This is a genomic window from Desulfobotulus alkaliphilus (assembly GCF_007830435.1).
Lineage (GTDB): Bacteria > Desulfobacterota > Desulfobacteria > Desulfobacterales > ASO4-4 > Desulfobotulus > Desulfobotulus alkaliphilus.
Window position 1 is genome coordinate 25,467 of record NZ_VLLC01000020.1, and the last position, 22,218, is coordinate 47,684.

At 52.4% G+C, this 22,218-nt stretch carries 17 protein-coding genes; 8 read left to right on the top strand and 9 right to left on the bottom strand.

The annotated features are described in order from the left end of the window. Positions 1-92: 92 nt before the first annotated feature. Genes LZ24_RS11965 through LZ24_RS11985 form a run of 5 tightly spaced genes read left to right on the top strand, consistent with a single transcriptional unit; the run spans position 93 to position 9,754 of the window. Entirely contained in the window at positions 93-1,589 is a 1,497-nt protein-coding gene (locus LZ24_RS11965; RefSeq protein WP_144685541.1) for a response regulator, read from the top strand. A gap of 51 nt (positions 1,590-1,640) precedes the next feature. Next, the gene (locus LZ24_RS11970) at positions 1,641-2,831 is read left to right on the top strand and encodes an ABC transporter substrate-binding protein (protein WP_144685542.1); all 1,191 of its coding nucleotides are present in this window, start codon (positions 1,641-1,643) and stop codon (positions 2,829-2,831) included. A 51-nt stretch (positions 2,832-2,882) separates the two neighbouring features. Beyond that, a complete protein-coding gene (locus LZ24_RS11975) occupies positions 2,883-5,771 on the top strand; it encodes an ATP-binding protein (RefSeq protein ID WP_144685543.1) in 2,889 nt (962 codons plus the stop codon). A gap of 19 nt (positions 5,772-5,790) precedes the next feature. Next, complete coding sequence (locus tag LZ24_RS11980; RefSeq protein ID WP_186443105.1) at positions 5,791-6,921, top strand: FIST signal transduction protein; 1,131 nt, start codon at positions 5,791-5,793, stop codon at positions 6,919-6,921. After that, positions 6,911-9,754 (top strand): PAS domain-containing hybrid sensor histidine kinase/response regulator, encoded by a 2,844-nt coding sequence (locus LZ24_RS11985; RefSeq protein WP_186443106.1) that lies wholly within the window; start codon positions 6,911-6,913, stop codon positions 9,752-9,754. The genes LZ24_RS11980 and LZ24_RS11985 overlap by 11 nt, the downstream gene beginning before the upstream one ends. Before the next feature lie 3 nt (positions 9,755-9,757). Here LZ24_RS11985 and LZ24_RS11990 read toward each other — a convergent pair whose 3' ends face one another. From LZ24_RS11990 to LZ24_RS12015, 6 genes are all read right to left on the bottom strand, one after another. Further along, the gene (locus tag LZ24_RS11990; protein ID WP_186443107.1) at positions 9,758-10,333 is read right to left on the bottom strand and encodes a class I SAM-dependent methyltransferase; all 576 of its coding nucleotides are present in this window, start codon (positions 10,331-10,333) and stop codon (positions 9,758-9,760) included. Between the two features lie 18 nt (positions 10,334-10,351). Continuing rightward, entirely contained in the window at positions 10,352-10,741 is a 390-nt protein-coding gene (locus LZ24_RS11995) for a phage holin family protein (RefSeq protein WP_144685547.1), read from the bottom strand. A 171-nt stretch (positions 10,742-10,912) separates the two neighbouring features. Then, a complete protein-coding gene (locus LZ24_RS12000) occupies positions 10,913-11,338 on the bottom strand; it encodes a PilZ domain-containing protein (protein ID WP_186443108.1) in 426 nt (141 codons plus the stop codon). Next, positions 11,316-12,041 (bottom strand): OmpA/MotB family protein, encoded by a 726-nt coding sequence (locus LZ24_RS12005; RefSeq protein ID WP_144685549.1) that lies wholly within the window; start codon positions 12,039-12,041, stop codon positions 11,316-11,318. The genes LZ24_RS12000 and LZ24_RS12005 overlap by 23 nt, the downstream gene beginning before the upstream one ends. Next, a complete protein-coding gene (locus LZ24_RS12010; RefSeq protein ID WP_144685550.1) occupies positions 12,038-12,820 on the bottom strand; it encodes a motility protein A in 783 nt (260 codons plus the stop codon). The genes LZ24_RS12005 and LZ24_RS12010 overlap by 4 nt, the downstream gene beginning before the upstream one ends. A 200-nt stretch (positions 12,821-13,020) precedes the next feature. Further along, positions 13,021-13,458 carry a hypothetical protein gene (locus tag LZ24_RS12015; protein WP_144685551.1) on the bottom strand — a complete coding sequence of 146 codons (438 nt, stop codon included), beginning with the start codon at positions 13,456-13,458 and terminating at the stop codon, positions 13,021-13,023. Positions 13,459-13,529: 71 nt separating this feature from the next. On the opposite strand from LZ24_RS12015, the gene LZ24_RS12020 reads away from it, so the two are divergent. Together LZ24_RS12020 and LZ24_RS12025 are read left to right on the top strand one after the other, a co-directional pair. Continuing rightward, entirely contained in the window at positions 13,530-15,518 is a 1,989-nt protein-coding gene (locus tag LZ24_RS12020) for a ribonuclease catalytic domain-containing protein (protein WP_144685552.1), read from the top strand. A 25-nt stretch (positions 15,519-15,543) separates the two neighbouring features. Next, positions 15,544-16,194 carry a hypothetical protein gene (locus LZ24_RS12025; RefSeq protein WP_144685553.1) on the top strand — a complete coding sequence of 217 codons (651 nt, stop codon included), beginning with the start codon at positions 15,544-15,546 and terminating at the stop codon, positions 16,192-16,194. Here the strand turns inward: LZ24_RS12025 and LZ24_RS12030 are convergent. The 3 genes from LZ24_RS12030 to LZ24_RS12040 all read right to left on the bottom strand — a co-directional run bounded on the left by LZ24_RS12030 (position 16,191) and on the right by LZ24_RS12040 (position 19,781). Then, positions 16,191-17,195, bottom strand: a complete 1,005-nt coding sequence (locus LZ24_RS12030; RefSeq protein ID WP_144685554.1) for an OmpA family protein — start codon at positions 17,193-17,195, stop codon at positions 16,191-16,193. The genes LZ24_RS12025 and LZ24_RS12030 overlap by 4 nt on opposite strands. A gap of 660 nt (positions 17,196-17,855) precedes the next feature. Continuing rightward, the gene (purB, locus tag LZ24_RS12035) at positions 17,856-19,223 is read right to left on the bottom strand and encodes an adenylosuccinate lyase (RefSeq protein ID WP_144685555.1); all 1,368 of its coding nucleotides are present in this window, start codon (positions 19,221-19,223) and stop codon (positions 17,856-17,858) included. Positions 19,224-19,250: 27 nt separating this feature from the next. Then, positions 19,251-19,781, bottom strand: a complete 531-nt coding sequence (locus tag LZ24_RS12040) for a YkgJ family cysteine cluster protein (RefSeq protein ID WP_186443109.1) — start codon at positions 19,779-19,781, stop codon at positions 19,251-19,253. Positions 19,782-20,145: 364 nt separating this feature from the next. Here LZ24_RS12040 and LZ24_RS12045 point away from each other — a divergent pair, with 364 nt between their 5' ends. Then, the gene (locus tag LZ24_RS12045) at positions 20,146-21,771 is read left to right on the top strand and encodes an FAD-dependent oxidoreductase (protein ID WP_144685557.1); all 1,626 of its coding nucleotides are present in this window, start codon (positions 20,146-20,148) and stop codon (positions 21,769-21,771) included. Positions 21,772-22,218: the final 447 nt, after the last annotated feature.

Sequence of the window (22,218 nt, forward strand, 5' to 3'; positions counted from 1 at the left end):
GAATAAAACGTTTTTTGCTACTGAATATACGGTCAACTGCTTTGCAGGTGCTCATATATCCGAACCCCCTCTCAGATACCGCTGTGGAGAATATGATGCCCGTGCTTTCCAACCACCCAAAAATCATGATCGTGGACGATACCCCGGCCAACCTCAATCTTCTGCAGGAAATTCTTCAGGCAGAAAACTACCATATTATGGCCTTTCCGAGGGGTTCAATGGCCCTTTCCGCTGCCGTAAAAAACCCTCCTGACATGATCCTTCTGGACATCCGCATGCCGGAAATGGATGGCTTTGAAGTCTGCCGCCGTCTTAAGGAAACGCCTTCCCTGAAAGATATCCCCGTTATTTTCATCAGTGCCCTCAGTGATACGGAAGACAAGCTCAAGGCCTTTTCCGCAGGGGGAGTGGATTATGTGACCAAACCCTTTCATCCCGAAGAAATCCATGCCCGCATCAAAACCCACCTGCACCTGCAAAGGCTTTTGCGGGAGAGTGAGCAGAGACAGGAAGTGCTCATCGGAGAGCTGCCGGATATTGTCATCCGCTTTGACAAAGAGGCCCGCCACCTTTTCGTATCCGGGAATATCCATGAACTCTACGGACAGGATGCAAAGGCATACAGGGGAAAAACCCACAGGGAACTCTTTTTTCCGGAAGAAATCTGTGAATTCTGGGAAGATGCCGTAAACAAAGTTTTTGATACGGCTGAAACCCATGAAACGGAAAAGACCTTTACGGGAAAAGGCCCTGCTGCCATCCACAACCTGAGACTGATTCCCGAATATGACGTTAACGGAAAAATCCAGTCCGCCCTTGCCATCAGCAGGGACATCACAGCCTCGAAAATGGCGGAAAAAGCCCTGCTTCAGGCAAAGGAAGCCGCAGAAGCAGCCAACCTTGTCAAGTCGGAATTTCTGGCCAATATGAGCCATGAGCTGAGAACCCCCTTAAATGGCATTCTCGGCGTCATGCACCTGCTGCAGGGCACAGATCTTGAGCCGGACGATGCGGAAATTCTGAACCTTGGCATCCATTCCGCCCAGAGGCTGACCCATCTCCTTACGGACATCATGGACTTTTCAGCCATGGATGCAAAGAGGGTCAGGCCCTCAAAGGAAAGCTTTGAGCCGGAACAGGTCTGCAAAACCCTCGAAGGACTTTTCAGCCTTACGGCCCTGGAGAAAAAAATCCACCTTGACATTGCCATGGATCCGGCCACACCTTCCCTTCTGGTGGGAGACGGTCCCCGCCTCCGCCAGATTCTCGGCAATGCCTTTAAATTTACAAAAAACGGAAGCATCCGGCTGGAAATTCTTCCCCTGTCCCCCTTACAAAATGAAAAAGCCCATATTCTGTTTATTCTTTCCGATACAGGTATCGGCATCAGCCGGGATCTGATGGATCAGATATGGGAACCCTTCAGGCAGGCCGACGGCTCTTCCACACGAAGCCATGAGGGAGCTGGGCTGGGTCTTGCCCTGATCCGGAGGCTTGTTCTGATGCTGGGCGGCACCCTGTGCATGGACAGTCTTCCCGGAAAGGGTACGGAAGTTTTCCTGCTTCTGCCCTTTGACCGCAGCCATTAAAAAAGCCTGATATCACGACACGGGCAAAAAAGAGTATTTGCGGAGGGATATATGAAAAAAATCCCATGGCTTGTATTCATTCTGGCCTTCTGTTTTTATAGCACCAGCCTGAGGGCAGCCCCTCCTCCCCTCATCATCGGTGTGGATGTGGATATGGGTGCGGCATCGGCCATGGCGGGAAACAGCATTTACCGGGGAGCCATGCTGGCCGTATCGGAAATCAACGAAAAAGGAGGCCTGCTGGGCCAGCCCCTTCACCTGAAGGTGCTGGATCACAGGGGCAACCCCGCCCGGGCCCTGAACAATATGCAGACCTTTGCGGAAACACCCGGCCTGCTGGCAGTGATTGGCGGAAAACAGACCCCTGTCATTCAGGCGGTTTTACCCCTCATCCATCGGGAAAAAATCATTTTTCTCATTCCATGGGCTGCGGGAACCCACCTTGTGGACAACGGATATACCCCCAACCATGTATTCCGCGTGTCTGTCCGTGACGAAGACGCAGCCGGTTTTATGGCTGACACCCTTATTCGGGCCGGCTATGAAAAACCGGGCATTCTGCTGGAAAGAACCGCATGGGGAAAATCCAATGAAAGATCCATTCTAAAGGCCCTGTCCGAAAAAAACATCCATGGGGCAGGGATATACTGGTTTCACTGGGGTGTCTCCGACCTGAGCCCCCAGCTACTTCACCTGCAAAAAAACGGAGCAGACAGCCTGATTCTCGTATCCCAGCCCAGAGAAGGAAAAACCCTTCTCAGGTCCATGGTAGCGCTGCCTGAAAACCAGCGTATCCCCATCCTTTCCCACTGGGGCATTGCAAGCGGGGATTTCCCTGCTCTGGCCGGAGATCTGATCCAGAAAACAGAGCTTTTTTTTCTCCAGACCTTCTCCTTTCTTGATCCGCCTTTTCCTGACCGGGCTGACCACCTTTTCCGTTTATACAAAATGCACTTTCCGGAAACCCAAAAACCGGAAGAAATTCCCGCACCCGCAGGCCTTGTCCATAGCTATGACCTTGTGCATCTGCTGGCAAAGGCCGTGGCAAAAGCAAAAACCAGCGAAAGGGAAAAAATCCGGGATGCACTGGAAAATATCGACTTCCATGGGGGCATCATGAAAAACTACAGGCCTCCATTTACCCCCTCACGCCACGATGCCCTTGGCCCGGAAGACTTCCGCATTGCCTGCTTCACCGAAAAAGGCAGCATCATTCCCTGCACCATGATAAAAAAACCCTGATCATCGGAGACTGCTGCTGTCCGGCCCCTGGCCCTTAACAGGAGTACCAACTTGAAAATATTGAGAAACCTCAGGCCCAATCCCGGCTTTGCCTCTTATATTCTCTGCAGGGTCATTCCCCCTACCCTCATCATCATGCTCCTTGCCAGCCTGACAGGCCTCTGGATGGCAAGGTCTGCCATCCTTTCTTCGGTGCATACCCGCCTTGAGGCAACGGCAGATACCCAGCAAATGCAGATCGAAGACCGTATCCATTCCTTAAAAAACCAGCTTATCCATCTGGCAGCCAATGATCTCATCATCAATGGCCTGATCCACACCATAGACAGGGAAATTTATCTCCCCCTCTTCTTTCAGTCCCTGAGCCTTACCGGCTCCCCATGGGAACGCATCGCACTTGTGGATTACATGGGAGAGGAAATCATAGCCAGTCAGCCCCAGAGCTCTGTCCCGCCTGCCCTGCCTGCCCCATCCATGATTCAGGAACTTGCAGGCAACAACTCCCTTCTCCATCTTTCTGCCGGTGGCCTCCACATGGCCGTTCCCATCCTCGTGCATGGGTTTCAGGAGGGGGCCCTTACCCTCTTTCTGCCCCTTGATGACATCCCCAGACTCAAGGAAATGGACAGGTCGGATATGGACATGGTCTTTTTAAACGGAGACAATGAAGTCATCATAGCCAATGCCAGCTATCGCCAGCGTTTTGGCCTTCGTATGCCGAAAGATACCAGCGACTGGATTTCCATGAGCCGCGAGATTGAAGGCCTGCCCGGCGTCACCCTTGTTCTGGGAATGGATTCTGCCATTGTTCTCAGTCCCGTAAAAAAAATGGCCTTTTATATGATGCTCACCACAGGAATCAGCATTCTCGCCCTCATTGCCTCCGTGATCACAGGAGCCCGCCTCGCCGTCAAAAGTGTAAAAAAGCTGAGCATGGCCATGGGAAAGATTGCCAGTCACAAGGATCTGAGCCACCGCATCCGGCTGGACCTGCCTCTGGAACTGCAGCAGCTTGCCCGTGCCTTCAATCAGACCATGGAAACCCTTCAGGATACCACCGCATCCAAGGAAGCCCTTGAGCAGAGCCGGGAGCGCTTTGATCTGGCCGTGAGAGGCTCCAACGACGGCATCTGGGACTGGGATCTGAAAAACAATACCCTCTTTCTTTCTCCTAAATGGAAGGAGCAACTGGGCTACGGAGACGGGGAACTAAAAAATCACATTGATACCTTTAAAGACCTGCTCCATCCCGAAGACAGGGAATGGGTGCTTGAACGCACGGAACTCTTCATTACGGGCACCATTTCACACCATGAGCTGGAATTCCGCATGCTGCATAAAAGCGGCACCCACCGCTGGATTCTTGCCAGAGGTGCGGCCCTGCGGGATGCATCGGGTACACCCTACAGGCTTGCGGGCTCCCATACGGATGTCACCCAGCGCAAAGAAACGGAAATCCGCCTCACCGAATCCAGGGATGCCCTGAAAGAAAGCAACCAGTCTCTGGAAGAAGCCCTTGCCATTGCCGAAGAAATGGCCCAGAAAGCCCGGCAGGCCAACATTGCCAAAAGCCGTTTTCTTGCCAACATGAGCCATGAAATCCGCACACCCATGAATGCCATCCTTGGATTTTCCCATATACTGGCAAGGGATGCCGAACTCTCCCCCCGCCAGACGGAACATCTGAACACCATCATCCGGAGCGGACGTCACCTGCTCCAGCTCATCAACGATATTCTGGACATGTCCAAAATCGAAGCCGGGCAAAGCACCCTGACCCTGTCGGACTTTTCCCCGGAAGACCTCATCGGTGATCTGGAAATCATTTTCCGCAGCCGCGCCATGGAAAAGGGTTTGCAGTTTCTCCTTGAAAAAAGCACCGACCTTCCAGCCTATGTCCATGGGGATGAAACCAAGCTGCGCCAGATGCTTCTCAATCTTCTGGGCAATGCCGTAAAATTCACGCAGACGGGTGGTGTCACCCTCAGGGTGCGTGCAGACCAATACGGAGAAGACGCAGGTAAAAAACTTTTTCTTCTGATTTTTGAAGTGGCGGATTCCGGTCCGGGGATTCCTGAAAAAGAAAAAGAGCATATTTTTGAACCTTTCCTGCAGGCAGAGGAAGGCATCAGGGCCGGTGGCACAGGCCTTGGCCTTGCCATCAGCCGTAATTTTGCGGAAATGATGAACGGCAGCCTGAGCTTCACCAGCCTGAGGAACTTTGGCAGCTGTTTTCGCCTTGAAATTCCCCTGCCTGCCATGGATCACCCTGTACAGCCAGAGGCTTACGTCCTGTCACCGGTCATGACCCTTGCACCGGGCAGTGCGCCCGTGCGCATTCTTGTGGCAGATGATGCAGAGGACAACCGTGCTCTGGTCGCTGCCCTGCTCCAGCCCATGGGCTTTGAGATCCGTGAGGCGGAAAACGGCAGGCAGGCCATTGATATTTTTGAATCATGGTTCCCCCACGCCATCCTCATGGACATGCGCATGCCCGTTATGGACGGGTATGAAGCCATCCGCCATATCAAATCCGGCAGCCGCCCCTCTTTTATCCTTGCCCTGACAGCCACAGCCTTTGAGGATGAACGGAAAACAGTGATGGATACGGGGGTGGACGCCTACCTGAGAAAACCCTTTCAGCCCCAGGAACTTTTTAATCTTCTGGCGATCCATCTCGGAATAGAGTATAGTTTTCAAGATGTCAGCCCGGAAAAACCCCAAGCATCTCCGCCCGTTTCAAAACGTCTGCCCCCCTGCCGTGACGTCCTTTCTGCGGAAGAACAAAAACAGATGCTTGAAGCCGTCACAGAGGGAGATATCAAAAACATCCTTGAACTCATTGAAAACCTGAGACAAAGAAATGCTGTTGCTGCTGGCATCCTTCAGGAAATGGCCAGAACCTATGCCTATGATAAAATACTGGCATGGCTTGGCTGAAAACAAGGAGAAAAGCCCCATGATCATTGCGCTCTGCAGGGATGGAAAATCCCATAAGGCTGAAAAACTGGCAAAATCCATGGCTTCGGACCCTCGGGTCAAAGCCCTTCTCATCCTTGCCTGCGATGCCAATGGATGGAAAAAGGAAGAGGTGGACCCCTGGCTGACGGATCTTGGAAAACCGGTATTTGGCGGCATTTTTCCCCAGATCATTGCAGAGGGAAAAAACCTTGAAAAGGGGACCCTTATCGCAGGGCTTTCCCACCCGGCAGAGCCCTTTGTACTCAAGGGCATCAGCCGCCCCGGTACAAACCTTGAAGACGAGCTGGAAAGCCTTCTGGAAGGAAGGGACTTTTCCGACAGCACCCTCTTTGTCTTTGTGGACGGTATGGCCCGCCGCATTGGCCAGCTCGTTGAAGGGCTGTTCAACACCCTTGGCCTTGCCCCCAGATACATCGGTGGCGGCGCAGGCTCCCTGAGTTTTAACCGGAAACCCTGCATCATTAGCGCCGAAGGCCTGCTCACGGATGCCGTTGTTCTGGCCCATTCAAAGGTTGCAAGCGGCATTGGCGTGGCCCACGGATGGCATCCCATATCCGAAGCCATTAAAGTCACAGAAGCCTCCCATAACCGCATTCTTTCCCTGAACTGGCAGCCCGCCTTTCAGGTGTACCGCAGTATCATCGAAAAACACGGGAATGTTTCCTTTGATAAGGCAGATTTTTTTGATATTGCAAAGGCCTATCCTCTGGGCATTGCCCGCATGGATGCGGAAATGGTGGTACGGGACCCCATATTCACGGAGTATGATGCCCTGATCTGTGTGGGGGAAGTGCCGGAGGGCAGCTACATTCATGTTCTCAGCGGAGATATGGACTCCCTCATCAAGGGTGCCCTTGAAGCCAGAGAGGCCGCCATGGCAGGCTATCAGGGCCGGGAAAAAAATCCCGTCCTCTTTTTTATGGACTGCATCTCACGGGTTCTTTTCATGGGCCCTGATTTTCAAAAGGAAATTGCCGCAGTGGAGCAGGGCACCTTTACCTTCGGTGCCTTAAGCCTTGGAGAAATTGCCAACACAGGGGAGGCTTTTCTGGAGTTCTACAACAAAACCGCCGTGGCGGGTTTCATGGGAGATGCCTATGAACCTTGACATGTACAAGGATGCTTTGCTTGAAATCGCCTTCTCCATCAGCGGTGAGTTCAACTTAAAAAAACTGCTGCAGAACACCCTGCCCATTTTTCTCCGTAAACTCAACTGCACCCTTGCTGCCGTGGTACAAAAAAACGGAAAAAACCTTTATACCGAGCATATTCTTCCCAAAGCCATGGCGGACCACCCGGATTACCTTGGCCCCATGGAAGAACTCAGCCTTGCGCTGGAAAGCGATTCCGGTCTTTTATGGTACCCCATGGACCATGGCAGCTATCACTATTATGCCTTTCCCATGGAAGACTTCGGCTTTCTTCTTCTGGCCAGAGCCAGACCCTTTGACAGCTATTTTCTCAAAGAAATGCCTCCCCTCACCCGCATGCTGGCCAGAACCTGCCTTGCCTGTGCAGCCATTGAAAAAAGAAAAGAGAGTGAAGCCCTGCTTCTGGAACAAAAGGCCCACTTTGAATCCATCTTCACCAATACCAACGATGCCATGGTTTACTTTGACACCGAACACAGGCTCTTCAATGTGAATGAACGCTTCACCCGGATGTTCGGTTATACGCTGGAGGAAGTCCGGGGAAAAAACGTCAATACCATTGTGGATCCCCGTAAGCTGCAGAAGGAATACGGCTCCCCCAGAATCCTTGCCGGAGAAACCATAGAGATGGAGGCCATCCGCTATGCAAAAAACGGCAATGGCATTGAGGTGCTGCTCAAGGGCGGACCTGTTCTCATCCATGGGGCCATTGCCGGAGGCTATGCCATTTATTCGGATATTTCCGAAAGAAAAAAAAATGAGCGTCAGCTCCTTGAATCCAACCTGCTTTTGGAAAAATCCATTGACAGGGCCAACAAGCTTGCCAGACAGGCAGAAATGGCCAACATTGCCAAAAGTGCCTTTCTGGCCAACATGAGCCACGAAATCCGCACCCCCATGAACGCCATCATGGGCCTTACGGAACTGTGCATGGCAGAACCCCTGACGGAAAAGCAGCAGGGCTACCTTTCAAAGGTATCCTTAGCCAGCCGGTCCCTTCTGGGAATCATCAATGATATCCTTGATTTTTCCAAAATTGAAGCGGGCAGACTCAGCATGGAGTCCATCCCCTTTGTTCTCGATGATGTGCTGCATCAGAGCTGGAATCTGGTGGCGCACAGGGCAAGGCAGAAAAAACTGGAACTTCTCTGTTACAGAGATCCTGCCATACCGGAACAGCTTCTGGGAGATCCCTTACGTCTGGGACAGGTACTGACCAACCTTCTGGGCAATGCCGTTAAATTCACCGAAACCGGCAGTGTGCTGCTGGCCGTGACCCTGATCCGTCAGGAAAAAAAATCCTTTACCCTTGAGTTCAGAATCAAGGATACGGGTGTGGGTATCAGCGAGGATGAAAAAAAACGCCTTTTCCAGCCCTTCTCCCAGGCAGACAGTTCCACCACCCGCAAATTCGGCGGCACAGGTCTGGGACTGACCATCTCACGGCAGCTTGTGGAACTCATGGGCGGAGAAATCCGTCTGGAAAGCGCCCCCCGGAAGGGTTCCTCCTTTATTTTCACATCCTCCTTTCAGGCAGACCATCCCATTAAAGAAACCGGCCATGACCTGCCCGAAGCCCTCCGGTCCATGCGCATACTGGTACTGGGCAGCCATGGGGAGACAGGAAAAGTTCTTAAGGCTTACCTGAAGGCCTTTTCCCTTGAAACACACCTTGCTGACAATACAGAGGATGCCTGCAAGGTGCCGGGGGATGCCCTGCCCCCCTTTGACATTATTTTCTGGGACACAGGAAGATCCGGCCCTGAAGATACTGAAACCTTCCTGCAGCGCCTTGAAAAATCAGAAAGCGCAAAAAAACCAGCCATCATTCTGGTATCCGAAGAGGGGGAGGATCATGCCGCCAGCCTGAAACACAGGGAATATGCCACAGCCATTCTTACCACCCCCTTCACGCCCTCCCTTGTGATGAAGGCCCTGCTGAACAGTATTAAGAAAAAGGAAGGCAGAGCCCCCGTAAAGCAGCGGCATCAGCTCAGCAACGGCAGATCCCTTCAACCCCTGCATGGCAAACGTGTTCTGCTGGTGGAAGACCACGAAATCAACCGGCTTGTGGCGGCAGAACTGCTGAAACAGGTGGGCATAGAAACGGAGATGGCCTTCAACGGAAAGGAAGCCATCCACGCACTGGATCTCAACCCCTGTGATTACTACGACTGTGTGCTCATGGATATTCAGATGCCTGTGATGGACGGATATGAGGCAACCCGGCAGATCCGTAAAAATGACGATTTCAGGGATCTTCCCATACTGGCCATGACGGCCAATGCCATGGAAGAAGACCGTAAAAAAACCCTGGAATGCGGGATGCAGGGCCATGTTGCCAAACCCATAATACCGGAAGAGCTTTTTGCAAAACTTCTGGAATGCTGTTGCGACAAAACCGCTTCCGGGATTGCCTGCCACCGGGAAAGGGAGTGCCTCCTGACAGAGGAAAAAACGGGCAGAAACGATTACAAGCCAAAAAAATCATCCGGTCATGATGAAGATCAGAAAACAAAGGGGCAGCACCCGGAAATAAACTGCCGGGAACTGCCCCCCATAAAAACGGAAACCGATCCTGAATTTCTTGAACATATCAACAATCTGAATGAGCTGCTTCTCCAGTATGACAACAGGGCGGAAGAACTCATCAACGCCCTTCTTGACAGCGGACTGCATCCTTCAGATGCAGGAATTTTGAATCTCATAAAAAAAAGAATCTGGACCTACGATTTTGAAGGGGCCCTCTGCCTGCTGCAACCCTTTATGCAGCCCGTTGACAAAGAATGAAAATCACTGATCCTGCTTTGAAAAAACTGCAAGATAAAGCAGCTCTCCCACAGGCCGGGTCTCCTGAAGGCTAAAGCCAAAGGGCCTGACCATTTCCGTCAGTTCTTCGGGGGAAAGGCGTATGTGCTCCGGAGGACCGGGAGGGCCAGCCACCTTCTCAAACTCCACAACGGCCAGTCTGCCACCGGGTTTAAGGGTTCTTGCAAGGGCCTGCAGCATGCCTTCTGCCTTACCCTCAAGGGCCAGATCATGGAGAACCGTTGCGGCCAGACAGATATCCACGCTTTCCGGTGCCAGGGTGGTTCCCTGGGAGAGATCCGCCACAAGGGCCTGAATGTGGGTGAAACCGGCATCCTCAATCCGTTTTCTTAAATCAAAAATACCCTTTTCCCATAAATCAACGGCATAAATGCGGCTGTGCAACCCTGTCCAGCGGGCCAGTGCCAGGGTATAGTTTCCTGCACCGCAGGCCGCATCCAGAATGACAAGACCCTCAAGGGGTCCGAGGGCATCCTTCAGGCGCTGTCTGTCCAGCAGTTCAAAGCTGGATTTACCCGCAGCAATGGGTTCTTCATTCATGGTCATCTCCTTTTAGCCCTAATCCCAGGGGCCTCGCCGCTGGGTATTCACCACAATGATGCGGCCGTTTTCAAAACGGAAACCCGTCAGGGCCACATTGATCAGAGAAATCACAAGGGAAGCGAAAAAAGCCGTCCAGAAGCCGGACACATCAAAGCCCCTGACCAGAGCCGCCGTGATCTGTAAGAGAAAAGCGTTGATAACAAAGGCAAAAAAACCCAAAGACAAAAGGGTGACCGGCAGGGTAAGGAGCAGCAGCAAGGGCCGGATGAAAGTATTTAAAACCCCAAGAATGGCTGCTGCGGCAATGGCGGTTCCCACACTGGCCACCTCAATTCCCTGAAAAAGCATCCCCGCCACCAGAATGGAAACCGTAAGAATCAGCCAACGAACTGCAATATGTTCCATGATTTCTGCCTTTATCCTGTGATAAGCGAACTTCCGGGTCACTTAACAACTTACTCTGTGACAAAAAAACCGCACCGCATCCTGATATGAGTATTCAAATACAAAGACGGTTCGTCCCCGACCTACAGGATTCACCGATGTTTTTTAAGCTAAGCATAAAAAATTCACGATTCAAATTTTTTTTTTACGCAGACCCATAATTTTCAATCTGCGCCTCTGCTGAAATTCATAGCGCTGGGCCGCCAGCACAAAACGGTGCAGGATTTCCTCCTCCTTTTCCATGATATCCGGAAAGGAACAGTGACACTGCCCGTCGGAAGTTCGCCCCAGCACCTCTGCCATGGGCATCAGATCAAGGGGAACTTCGGGCGTATGGCTGATCATATGAACAATGAAACGGTCTCCCGGCCTTAAATCCGGATGGTTAAAGCTGCACCCGCCCGCACTGATATCCGATGCCAGACGGTTCTCTGCCTCTCCCCCCACCCGGACATACACCCGTACACTGTCTTGCGGCGCATACCGGAAACTCCGCCTCCTGTCCTTCAGGGCCTTGTCCAGCCATGAAAAAAAATTATTTTTGTTTTTCGAGAACAAACTCCACCCTCCTGTTGATCGCACGGTTCTCGGGAGAATTGTTCGGCCTTAAGGGTAAAAGGGAACCGTATCCCGTTGCGGTGAGCCTGAAGGGAGAAATCCCCTTGTCTATGAGATATTTCAACACCGTTGTAGCCCTGAAGGCGGACAATTCCCAATTGGAAGGAAAACGTAAGGTAGCAATGGGCACATCATCGGTATGGCCTCTGATATTGATGTTATATTCGGGATAGGCTTTGAAAATATGCACAATCTGCTCAAGGATGGGGTCTGCCTGGGATGTGAGCTGTTCACTGCCGGATTCAAAAAGAATGGTACCCCGGATGCGCACAATAATTTTATTATTGAGAATCTGTACGGTAATATGATCCCCCACATTCCTTTCGGCAATGAAGGCGTTAATATCTTCCACCATGGCTTCTTCTCTGGAGCGGTGACCGAAAATTTCCTCCACGGTCAGCTCCTTCCGGCTCAGCTCCGGCACCTCCATCACTTCAATGACACCAAGGGTGGTCATGTCCTGACCAAGGCTGATGCGTATGGATTCAAAGGCCTGTTTGAAGCGCTCCATGTTCAGGCTGGAGATGGAGTAAAGAAGAACAAAAAAAACCAGAAGAAGGGTCACAAGGTCCGCATAGGTAACAATCCAGCCCGGCCCGTCATCTTCATCCATAAAGTCGTCTTTTCCGCGGCTGTTTTTCATGCCGCCCCCTGACGCACATCCATTTTTTCCAAGGGAAGACGGTCCCTTAAGGGAATAAAGGATGAAAGTGCTTCATAAATCATCAGGGGATTGCTCCCCTTCATGACGGCAATGGAGCCTTCCAGCATGATTTCCAGCTGCATGACCTCAGAAATGGTCCTTGTTTTCAGCTTTCCTGCAATGGGCAGAAAAATCATGGTGGACAGAAGGGAGCCATAAAAGGTTGTAAGGAGGGCAACGGCCATGGCAGGTCCTATGGCAGAAGGGTCCGCCAGCTTGGACAGCATCTGCACAAGACCGATAAGGGTTCCCAGCATGCCAAAGGCAGGGGCATAGGCCCCCATTTTTTTGAATACATCCTGCACGGCAAAATGACGCATTTTCAAAGAATCGATTTCCGTTCTTAAGGCTGCCCGGACCTCTTCCTCCTGGGAGCCATCGGCAATGAGACCGCAGGCTTTTTTCAAAAAATCCGAATCCGGTTCCAGATTGGCCAGTTCCAGAAGTCCCTTTTTACGTCCTACATTACAGATACGGATCATGGTTTCAACGGCTGCATTGGGGTCTTCACGATCCTTTGTAAAAGCAAAGGCCGCTGCACGGAAAGCGGCAGCCACCTCACGGAAGGTAAAGGTTAAAAGGGTGGCGGCCATGGTTCCTCCCAGAACGATCATCATGCCGGGTACATTGACAAAGCTGCGGATATCTCCTGCAAGGAAAATGGCACTTATTATCAGGGAGATGCCAGAAAAAATACCAATGAGGGATGCAAAGTCCATGGGGGACTCCTTAATGGATGTTCCGGAAAGCAGGGGTAGGATCGCTGTGGGGCTGCATCATCTGAAAAAAACCCCGATTAAGATAAAGCTCTCTTTCTATCTGGGTAGCACAGGGCCCTTTCAAGGTCAATAAAGACCCGAAGCTCCAGATACAAGACGACCAGACACCCTTAAAAAAGGCAGATCTTCTCCCGTAGTAATTATTCAGCACCGTTTTTCAAGTACCAGACCTGCAAGACAGATGCACAGGCCCCGGCTATTTGCCCGTGACGCAATCTTATTCGGGAGCTTCTTGCCCTGTGCGGAAGCGGCAAAAACTCCCCGCCACAGGCAGGATAAGCTTTTTGATTACCATAGCAGGCCTTGGTACGCTGCCTTTGTGGCGGCTCAGACAGTTTGCCGCTTCTTTCGCACAGGCCTGCAAAGCTCTGATCCGAAACGATTGCAATGTCACTTGCAAATAGCCAAGGTGCCTTGCAACAGTACGAAGCTGCTGCAACTACAGCATTGGCAGTTTGGAATAAACTGTGCTGAACAGTTACCTCCCGTAAAAATATCTCCGTCACCCCACATGGCAGATGCCAGACCATGGAAAGGCTTTCAATCATTTTAAAAAGATACAAAAAAAGAACGCCCATGAAAAAATTTTCAAGTTTTCCGGTGCCATGAAGATTGACTTGACCGGGTGGAGCTGCTAGTTTTACCGTTTATGGAACCAGGAAAAATTGTCAAATATATCGACCAACAGAAAATTATCACCGCCGTTGTCACAGAAAACAAAAAGCAGAGACTCCGGCTTCTCACTGAAACCAACCGGGAAGTCAATTTATCGGCCAACCGGCTATCCCATATATCCGAAAGTCAACTGGACCTTGGCATCCCCCGGGATCATCAGGTCCGGACACTCAAGGAAACGGCAGAACGCCGCAGACTACTGTCCGCATCCATGGATCTCCATGAGCTATGGGAAGTTGTCCATGAAGAAGCGGACTGGCAGGACACGGAAACCATCGCCTCCCTCTGCTTTCCCGATGGCAGTGATGCCGATGCCCAGTCTGCCGTTATCCGCACCATGTTCACGGACCGACTCTACTTTAAATTCGGCACCAGCCGTTTTTTTCCCCACAGCCCCGAACAGGTGGAGCAGCTCAGAAAACAGCAACAGGAAGCGGAACGCCGCCGACGTGTCATCGAAGACGGCATTGTCTGGCTGAAAAAAAATCTGGACAATCCAGCCCCTGAACTTCCCGATGAACTCCGTCCCGTTGCCGCACTTCTGCAGGACTATATCATTTTCGGGGATGAAGCTTCCGGCATGGAAACCACCCGCCAGATCCTCTCCGGCATCGGAGGAGACCCCGGAGAAAAACTTTTTTCTCTTTTTGTACGTCTCGGACTCTGGGAGCAGGATGAAAACCTTCTTTTGAAGAAGTTCGACGTTCCTACGGAGTTCGACACGAAAACCATGGAAGCCGTTTCCCTTCTCAGGGAAAATCCCGTGGATTTTACAAACGATCCCAGACGCCGGGATCTCACAGGCCTGCGCCTGATGACCATCGACGGCCCATCCACCCTTGACTATGATGATGCCATCAGCATTGAAGCTTCCGGAGATTACCACATTGTGGGCGTTCATATCATTGACGTGGCCCACTTTGTCACCCAGGACAGCCCTCTGGATGTCTGTGCCCTTGAAAGGGGCAGCTCCATTTATCTGCCCGATGCCCGTTTCTCCATGCTGCCTCCGGCCATGTCCGAGGATCTCTGCAGCCTCAAAGGCGGAGAGCTGAGGCCTGCCATCAGTGTCCTCATGCGCATTGCAGACTATGCACGGGTGATCGACTATGAAATTGTGCCCAGTGTCATCCGTGTTGCGGAGCAGCTGACCTACAGTGATGCCAACCGCATGATCGAAGAAGATACGGATATTGCCAACCTTGACCGCATTGCCAGAAATTTCAGATCCCAGAGAATCATGGCCGGTGCCGTACAGATTTCCCTGCCCGAGGTGAATATCCGTGTGGATGAGGACAGCGGAGAAATACTGATCTCCAAAATCGACAGGGAAAGCTCCAGCCGTATGCTGGTGGCGGAAATGATGATCATGGGTAACGCCATGATGGCGGATTTTCTGAAAAAAAATGAAATGCCCGCGGTATTCCGGTCCCAGCCGGAACCCAAAAACCGGCTTTACAAAGGAGATGAGGGCAGCCTGTTTCAGAATCTCATGCAGCGCAGACATTTAAACCGGGTGGTCCTCACCCCCGTACCCGAGCCCCATTCCGGTATCGGCTTTCCCTGCTATGTCACAGCCACATCGCCCATCCGCAAGTACTGGGATCTTTCCACCCAGCGCCAGCTCAAGGCCATTCTGGGCATGGAAAAAGCCGCTGGCAAAGATGAAATCCAGAACCTTTTTGCCCGCCTTGAGCAACCCATGGCCTCCGTAGGCCGGGTGCAGTTTTTCAGAAAAAGATACTGGCTCTTCAAATACCTTGAAGGTCGCATCGGTCAGCGGGAAAGGGCTCTGGTTCTGGAAGAACGCCGCAACCAGTATCAGGTGCTGCTCATGGATTATATGCTGGAATGGATGCTGCCCGTATCCTCGGGAATCCAGCTCAAGCCGGAAAGCGAAATCGAGGTGGTGATTCAGCAGGCCAGTGCCAGACGGGATCAGCTTTCCCTGTATCTGGCCTGAAAATCTCAGGATACAGGATGAAACCATGCAAAAAACGGAAAACTGGCGTCATCAGGCAACGGCCTTCCTTGCCCGGTGCCGGGCACAGATGTGGGGCAGGCACAAGGAAAGGCCCTTAGAGTGGCTTTTCAGAGCTGGTTTTTCCGTATCCTTTGCCCAAGACCACTTTCTGGGCTGGAACTTCCGGCCCATGTACCGCAACGCCGCCCTCTGGCTGGGACCGGAGCGGGAAGGTGAAAAATACTATCTTCCCGAAGGTCTGCTGCTTCCATGGATTCAGAATGAAACCCTGCTCCGTCTCTCCATCCTTGATCCCGAAGGTCACCTCCACATCCTTGAAGGCAGCAGCACGGAAGCCATCACCGCCGGTGAAGGCCCGTGCCTCTTCATTACAGGCAATGACGGGGATGCCTTCCGGCTGATGCAGGAAAGCAAAAAGGGAACGGCCATTATGGCTGCTCCCCTCCTGTTTTCCACAGAACTCCCCGATCTTGATGCCTTTGGCAGGATTCGCCTTGTTGCTCCGCCTGTCCCTGAAACCATGCAGCTTCTGGAAGATCTCAGGGAAAGGGGCCGCATGGCAGAGCTTTTCCGGATTCCGGAAAAAGGCCTTGTGGCAGGCCTGCTCTGCGGCGACCTGAGCCCGGCGGATATCACCGCCATGATCCGCTTTTAAAAAAAGGCAGCAGGCCCCGAAGGAGGCAGAAATTCCACTTCCACCCGCCGGTTGCTGCGTCTTCCCTCAGGTGTTTCATTGGAGGCAACGGGCCGTGTATCTCCGTAACCTGCGGCTTCCAGCCTGTAGGCTTCTATCCCCCCCTGCTGCACAAGGTAGTTTCTGACACTTGCCGCCCTTTTTCTGCTTAAATTCATATTGTATGCCGCCTGCCCCGTGGAATCCGTATGACCTCCAAGGCGGAACCGGGTACCGGCAAGCCGGGAATCCCTGAGGGCTGCGGCCAGACGATCCAGCTCCATCCTTGAAGCAGGCGTCAGTTTGTCGGAATTGACGGCAAAATGAATGTCAAAGCTTAAGCGTCCTGCTTTATCTCCTGCCTGAACCATGGCCACCAGCAGGCTCGTAAGGGCCTCTACGGAATGTCCTGTCCCCGTAAGGGGAGCACCCACCAGTACCCTTTCTTCTTCAATGGGTTCTTTCTTTTTCTCCCTCTGCACAAAGTGGATTTCCCGTACCTGATCCATGGGCAGATAATCCTTCCGCCACCGGCCTTCATAGGCCACATACTTTTCAATGCTCAGCTCAGCCGCAGGGAACTCATCCCCCACATGGCGTACCAGAGCTGCCCTTTCCACCTCAAAGGGCTCCCCCTTTCTGGGGGTGATCCGCATGGACAGAACACCGTAGGGAGGACCGGGAATACTGATGAATTCAACCCTTGAAAAAATCCTTCGGGCTTCTTCCACAGGTACAAAGAAACGTTCACCATTTCTGGTGAAACGAAAGGCAGCGATGTTCAGATCCCTGAGACGCCGGGAAGCATCATGGAGGACCATGCCTTCATCCGTATATTCCGTTGCGGTATCAAAAACCAGAGACCGGACACGGTTGCCATCCCGCAAAACGACAATGGTGTTCAAGGCTTCTGCGAACACCAGACTGCCCCAGAAAAAGGCCAGACACCCTGCTGCCAGTAACAGAAAATATTTTTTTCTCATCAGATTCCTCCGCTAGCAGGCCATGAAGGCCTCTCTGTTAAAAGGCTTTTTACCCTTTATCGGCAAAGGAGGCTGAACATTTAATCGAAGGCCGCCTTTTTTTGATATTGTTCAGCACAATTTATTTCTGATTACAACTGTCTTTTAGTCATACGAACCTTAATCATAGAAATTATATGACCAGATTTTACGCATGTTAGCGGGCACCCGTAAAGGGTGCCCCTACACAAAACAGGGCCGTAAAAACCATTCGTAGGGGCAGGCCTTGCGCCTGCCCGTATTCAAGCTTGCACCATGGATCTGGCAACAACCGGACCAGCAAACTGTGGCTGAGTCAGGAAGGCTGTAATTTTAACAGCCCCGTACCGTTGCAAGGCACCCTTGCTGTTTGCAAGTGACATTGCAATCGTTTCGGATCAAAGCTTTGCAGGCCTGTGCGAAAGAAGCGGCAAACTGTCTGAGCCGACACAAAGGCAGCGTGTCTAAGCCTGCTATGGTAATACAAAAGCTTATCCTGCCTGTGGCGGCGAGTTTTTGCCGCTTCCGCACAGGGCAAAAAGCTTCCGAATAAGATTGCGTCACGGGCAAACAGCTTGGGTGCCTGTGCATTTGACCGACAGCTATGGTCGTTAGAAAATTGTGCTGAACACTTTCTTTTTTTTAAGGATACTCTGCAAAATAATGATCCACCAGAGCAGCAGCCAGCCCTGTATAATCCGCAGGAGTGAGCTTGCGCATCCCATCCTTTGCCTGCTGGGGCACCTTTTCCAGGGAATCAATCAGGCGGGTAAAATCTTCAAGGCCCGTCTTTCTTCCCCTTGTCAGTTCTTTAAGCTTCTCATAGGGATTGTCTTCGCCATACACCCGCATTACCGTCTGAATCGGCTCCGCCAGCAGCTCCGGGTTGGCAGCCAGATCCGCCGCCAGCCGTTCCTCATCCAGAGCCACCTTGCCCAAGCCTTTCAGGGTGTTTCTGCAGCCGATGGACATATAGCCAAAAAGTGCGCCCATATTTCTCAGCACCGTGGAATCCGTCAGATCCCGCTGAAAACGACTCTGGAGCAGCTTGAAGGCCATGTGCTCCATCAGGGCCACGGCCAGCCCCAGATTGCCTTCCCCATTCTCAAAATCAATGGGGTTTACCTTGTGGGGCATGGTAGATGAGCCCACCTCCCCTTCCTTCAGACGCTGACGGAAATACCCAAGACTGATGTAGCCCCACATGTCACGGTCCAGATCCATGAGCACACCGGCCATGCGCACCATGGTATGGAGAACCTGAGCGATGCTGTGGTTGGGATTGATCTGGGTGGAATACATGACGGGCATCACTCCGAGATAATCGGACAAAAATATTTTTGAGGCGGCAATCCAGTCCACTTCAGGAAAAGCCGCCATATGGGCATTGAAGTTGCCCGTGGCGCCGTTCATTTTGGCTCCGATGGATATACTGGCAAGGCTTTCCATTTCCTGACGGAGACGCCATGCAAAATTCACCATTTCTTTTCCCATGGTGGTGGGTGTGGCGGGCTGACCATGGGTACGGCTCATCATGGCGGCACTCCGGCCACTTCTGGCAAGGGCTTCCAGGGATTCCAGCACCTCCTGCACCCGTGCCATGATGAAATCCCTGCCCTTCTGGAGCATCAGCGCATAGGCCGTGTTATTGATGTCATCGGAGGTACAGGCAAAGTGGGTCCATTCCCGGACCTTCTCCAGCCCCAGCGCATCAAGCTTTTCCTTGATATAATACTCCACCGCCTTGACATCGTGGTTGGTGGTCTTTTCTATGGCTTTTACCTTCAGGGCCTCCTCTGGCCCGAAATCCTTTGCTATGGCATCAATGCGGTCCAGATCCTCAGCTGCAATCTCCACCACCTTCAGATGCTCCACAAGAAAACGAAGCCAGCGCAGCTCCACAATCAGCCTGTGGCGGATCAGCCCGTATTCTGAAAAAATATCCCGAAGATCTTCCGTCAGTCTCCGGTAACGGCCATCCAGCACACTCAACGCACAAATCTGTTCCATTTCAGTTCCTTATCCGTTTTTTTTAATTCAGCAGACATCCGGCAGCAAAAGCGCCTCTGCAATGGTCATTCGCTCAGGTAAATCCATCCCGCTTTCCCTGATGAACATGCCCTGTACAGCCACAAGCATGCGATTCAAAGGTTCCAGTGCGATGGACATGGGCAGGGCTTTTTCAAGCACACCGGAAAAATTTAAGGGACAGCAATCCAAAAAAGCCTCTTCTTCCTCCTGAATCAGCAGGGGATACCCATGGGTCCGGCAGATGACAGGCCTTGCTTCATACAAGCCGCAAAGGCCTCCGTGCAAAAGGGGACAGGGATCTTCCGGACCGGCCTTTTCAGCCCGCATGCGGATTGAAGCCTTCTCCTCCTCACCAAGGACAGCCAGTGCTTTCGCCATGGAAAAGGCCTCCACGGCAAAAACAGAAATATGCCTGCAACAGGCATCACACCCCTTACGGCAGACCATATGAGACCCAGCCTGCATACGGATTTCTTCCAGCCTCTGATCCACCCGCTGTATCAAAGCCCTGTAGTTAAAAAAAAGATCTTCCGGCAAAAGTTCCTCCCGCCTTTCGTTCAGGTACAACAGCCAGCGCAGCAGCATGGGCGGGCTGTTTGACATGCAAAACAGGTTGACAATAGCACAGCAATGGGGCAGCGTGAATATTATCATTAATTTTGGGCATGAAAAACTCCGGGCCTTAACAGAAAACACCATGGCCAGACTGGCAGATGGCACACAGACTCCCTGATGCCATAAAAAATAAGTTCAGAGGTAACTCACAATTTTCCTTTGACAAATCGAAAACTCTCAATCAGGTGCATAGACAAGCGAGCCATTTGTTCGTGACGCAATCTTATTCGCTCCTGAAGCCGGCACAAAGGACAGCAACCCATACACCTTACCAAGGAAAATCTTCATGTTTGCCCCTGCTCCCTCCTACCATTCAGACGTGCTCATTGTTGGCGGCGGTATCGCCGGACTGGTAACGGCCCTGAAACTTCTGGACAGCGGCCTTTCCATGATCCTGCTGGACAGGGACAGGGAGGACAGGCTGGGGGGACTTGCAAAGGAATCCTTCGGCGGAATCTGTGCTGTGGGTACAGACCTGCAAAAGCGTATGGGCATACCGGATTCTCCTGAAACCGCATGGGAAGACTGGAAGCGGGTGGCCCGTTTCACGAATAAAGACAGATGGTCCAAAGCCTGGGCCAGAGCCTATGTGGAGCATTCTGAAAAAGAGGTCTATACCTTCCTCACGGAGCTGGGTATCCGCTTCCTTCCCGTGGTCAACTGGCCGGAGAGGGGCATGCTGCAACCGGCCAACTCCCTTCCCAGATGGCACATAGCCTGGGGAACGGGTCACCGCATCATTGCGTGCCTTTTAAAAGCCATCCATGACCACCCCAGGCGCAGCAGACTGAGCTTCCGCTTCGGCCACTGCGTTAGCCAACTCACCACCCATCAGGATAAGGTCTGCGGCTGCACCGGTACCATGGAAGGCACAGGCCGCCCCTTTGAGGCCCATGCGGACAGGGTAGTTCTCTGCGCAGGCGGCATCTGCGGCGGAGATCTTTCCCGTGTACGCAGGCACTGGCCCGGCCATCTGGACAAAATCCCCTCCCGCCTTCTCAACGGCAGTCACCGCTTTGCAGACGGCCTGATCCACGATGCAGCAGCAGCCATCGGCGGCAGGCTGGATCATCTGGACCGGCAGTGGCACTATGCAGCAGGCATCCCCTATCCGAAAAGCCCCATGGAAAATCAGGGCCTAAGCCTTGTTCCGCCAAGGTCTGCTCTCTGGCTCAATGCAAAGGGCGAGCGCATCGGTCCCCTGCCCCTGATGGGATACACGGATACTGGCTACATCGTAGAGCGTCTTTGCCGGGAGGAAGAACCCTTTTCATGGCTGCTTTTGAACCGGAAAATTGCCCTGAGGGAAATGGCCGTATCCGGTTGTGACTACATGACAGCCTTCCGCCACAGAAAATTTTTAAAGATGATCCGGGAGCTTCTTTTAGGTAACAGGGAGCTTACCGACCGCCTGATCCGGGAATCCGATGATATTCTTACAGCAGCCACCCTCATGGAACTTGGCCGGAAAATGCAGGAAAAGACGCCGGAAGTACCCCTCAACATGAAAGCCATGGAAAAGGCGGTCAGGGCCTATGACCGTCAGATTGAATGGGGTCCCTCCTTTTTTACCGATGATCAGCTCAGGCGCATCGCCATCACCCGCAAATACCGGGGAGACCGGCTGCGCACCTGCAAATTTCAGCAGATTCTCGATCCTTCCGCAGGCCCCCTCATGGCCATCCGCACCTTTATCCTTACCAGAAAATCCCTTGGCGGCATACGGACAGACCTGAAAAGCCGGGTACTCAACGGACAGGACAGCCCCATCCCCGGCCTCTTTGCCGCAGGTGAAACCGCAGGCTTTGGCGGCGGCAACATGCACGGGAAAGGGGCACTGGAAGGCACCTTTCTGGGAGGCGCCATCCTGACGGCTCACCATGCGGCGGGAAGTATCTGCAAAGGCGAATAAGTTTTTTTTAAAAAATCTGATTACTACTCTGACTCAGCCACAGCTTGCAGGTCAGGTTGTTGCCAGGCCTATGGTGTGGGCTTTAATACGGGCAGGCGCAAGGCCTGCCCCTACGAATGGTTTTTACGACCCTGTTTTGTGTAGGGGCACCCTTTACGGGTGCTAAGCTAACATGCGTAAAATCTTGGTAATTATTCAGCACAATTTATTTCGAACTGCCAATGCTGTAATTGCAGCAGCTTCGTACTGTTGCAAGGCTCCATGGCTATTTGCAAGTGACATTGCAATCGTTTCGGACCAGAGCTTTGAAGGCCTGTGCGAAAGAAGCGGCAAACTGTCTGAGCCGCCACAAAGGCAGCGTACCAAAGCCTGCCATGGTAATCAAAAAGCTTATCCTGCCTGTGGCGGGGAGTTTTTGCCGCTTCCGCACAGGGCAAGAAGCTCCCG

What these genes read in the sequence shown, in the direction of transcription:
- LZ24_RS11965 (WP_144685541.1), top strand. Translation starts at nt 93, where the DNA reads ATGATGCCCGTGCTTTCCAACCACCCAAAAATCATGATCGTGGACGAT.
- LZ24_RS11970 (WP_144685542.1), top strand. Translation starts at nt 1,641, where the DNA reads ATGAAAAAAATCCCATGGCTTGTATTCATTCTGGCCTTCTGTTTTTAT.
- LZ24_RS11980 (WP_186443105.1), top strand. Translation starts at nt 5,791, where the DNA reads ATGATCATTGCGCTCTGCAGGGATGGAAAATCCCATAAGGCTGAAAAA.
- LZ24_RS11985 (WP_186443106.1), top strand. Translation starts at nt 6,911, where the DNA reads ATGAACCTTGACATGTACAAGGATGCTTTGCTTGAAATCGCCTTCTCC.
- LZ24_RS11990 (WP_186443107.1), bottom strand. Translation starts at nt 10,333, where the DNA reads ATGAATGAAGAACCCATTGCTGCGGGTAAATCCAGCTTTGAACTGCTG.
- LZ24_RS11995 (WP_144685547.1), bottom strand. Translation starts at nt 10,741, where the DNA reads ATGGAACATATTGCAGTTCGTTGGCTGATTCTTACGGTTTCCATTCTG.
- LZ24_RS12005 (WP_144685549.1), bottom strand. Translation starts at nt 12,041, where the DNA reads ATGAAAAACAGCCGCGGAAAAGACGACTTTATGGATGAAGATGACGGG.
- LZ24_RS12010 (WP_144685550.1), bottom strand. Translation starts at nt 12,820, where the DNA reads ATGGACTTTGCATCCCTCATTGGTATTTTTTCTGGCATCTCCCTGATA.
- LZ24_RS12015 (WP_144685551.1), bottom strand. Translation starts at nt 13,458, where the DNA reads ATGGGCGTTCTTTTTTTGTATCTTTTTAAAATGATTGAAAGCCTTTCC.
- LZ24_RS12020 (WP_144685552.1), top strand. Translation starts at nt 13,530, where the DNA reads ATGGAACCAGGAAAAATTGTCAAATATATCGACCAACAGAAAATTATC.
- LZ24_RS12025 (WP_144685553.1), top strand. Translation starts at nt 15,544, where the DNA reads ATGCAAAAAACGGAAAACTGGCGTCATCAGGCAACGGCCTTCCTTGCC.
- LZ24_RS12030 (WP_144685554.1), bottom strand. Translation starts at nt 17,195, where the DNA reads ATGAGAAAAAAATATTTTCTGTTACTGGCAGCAGGGTGTCTGGCCTTT.
- purB (WP_144685555.1), bottom strand. Translation starts at nt 19,223, where the DNA reads ATGGAACAGATTTGTGCGTTGAGTGTGCTGGATGGCCGTTACCGGAGA.
- LZ24_RS12045 (WP_144685557.1), top strand. Translation starts at nt 20,146, where the DNA reads ATGTTTGCCCCTGCTCCCTCCTACCATTCAGACGTGCTCATTGTTGGC.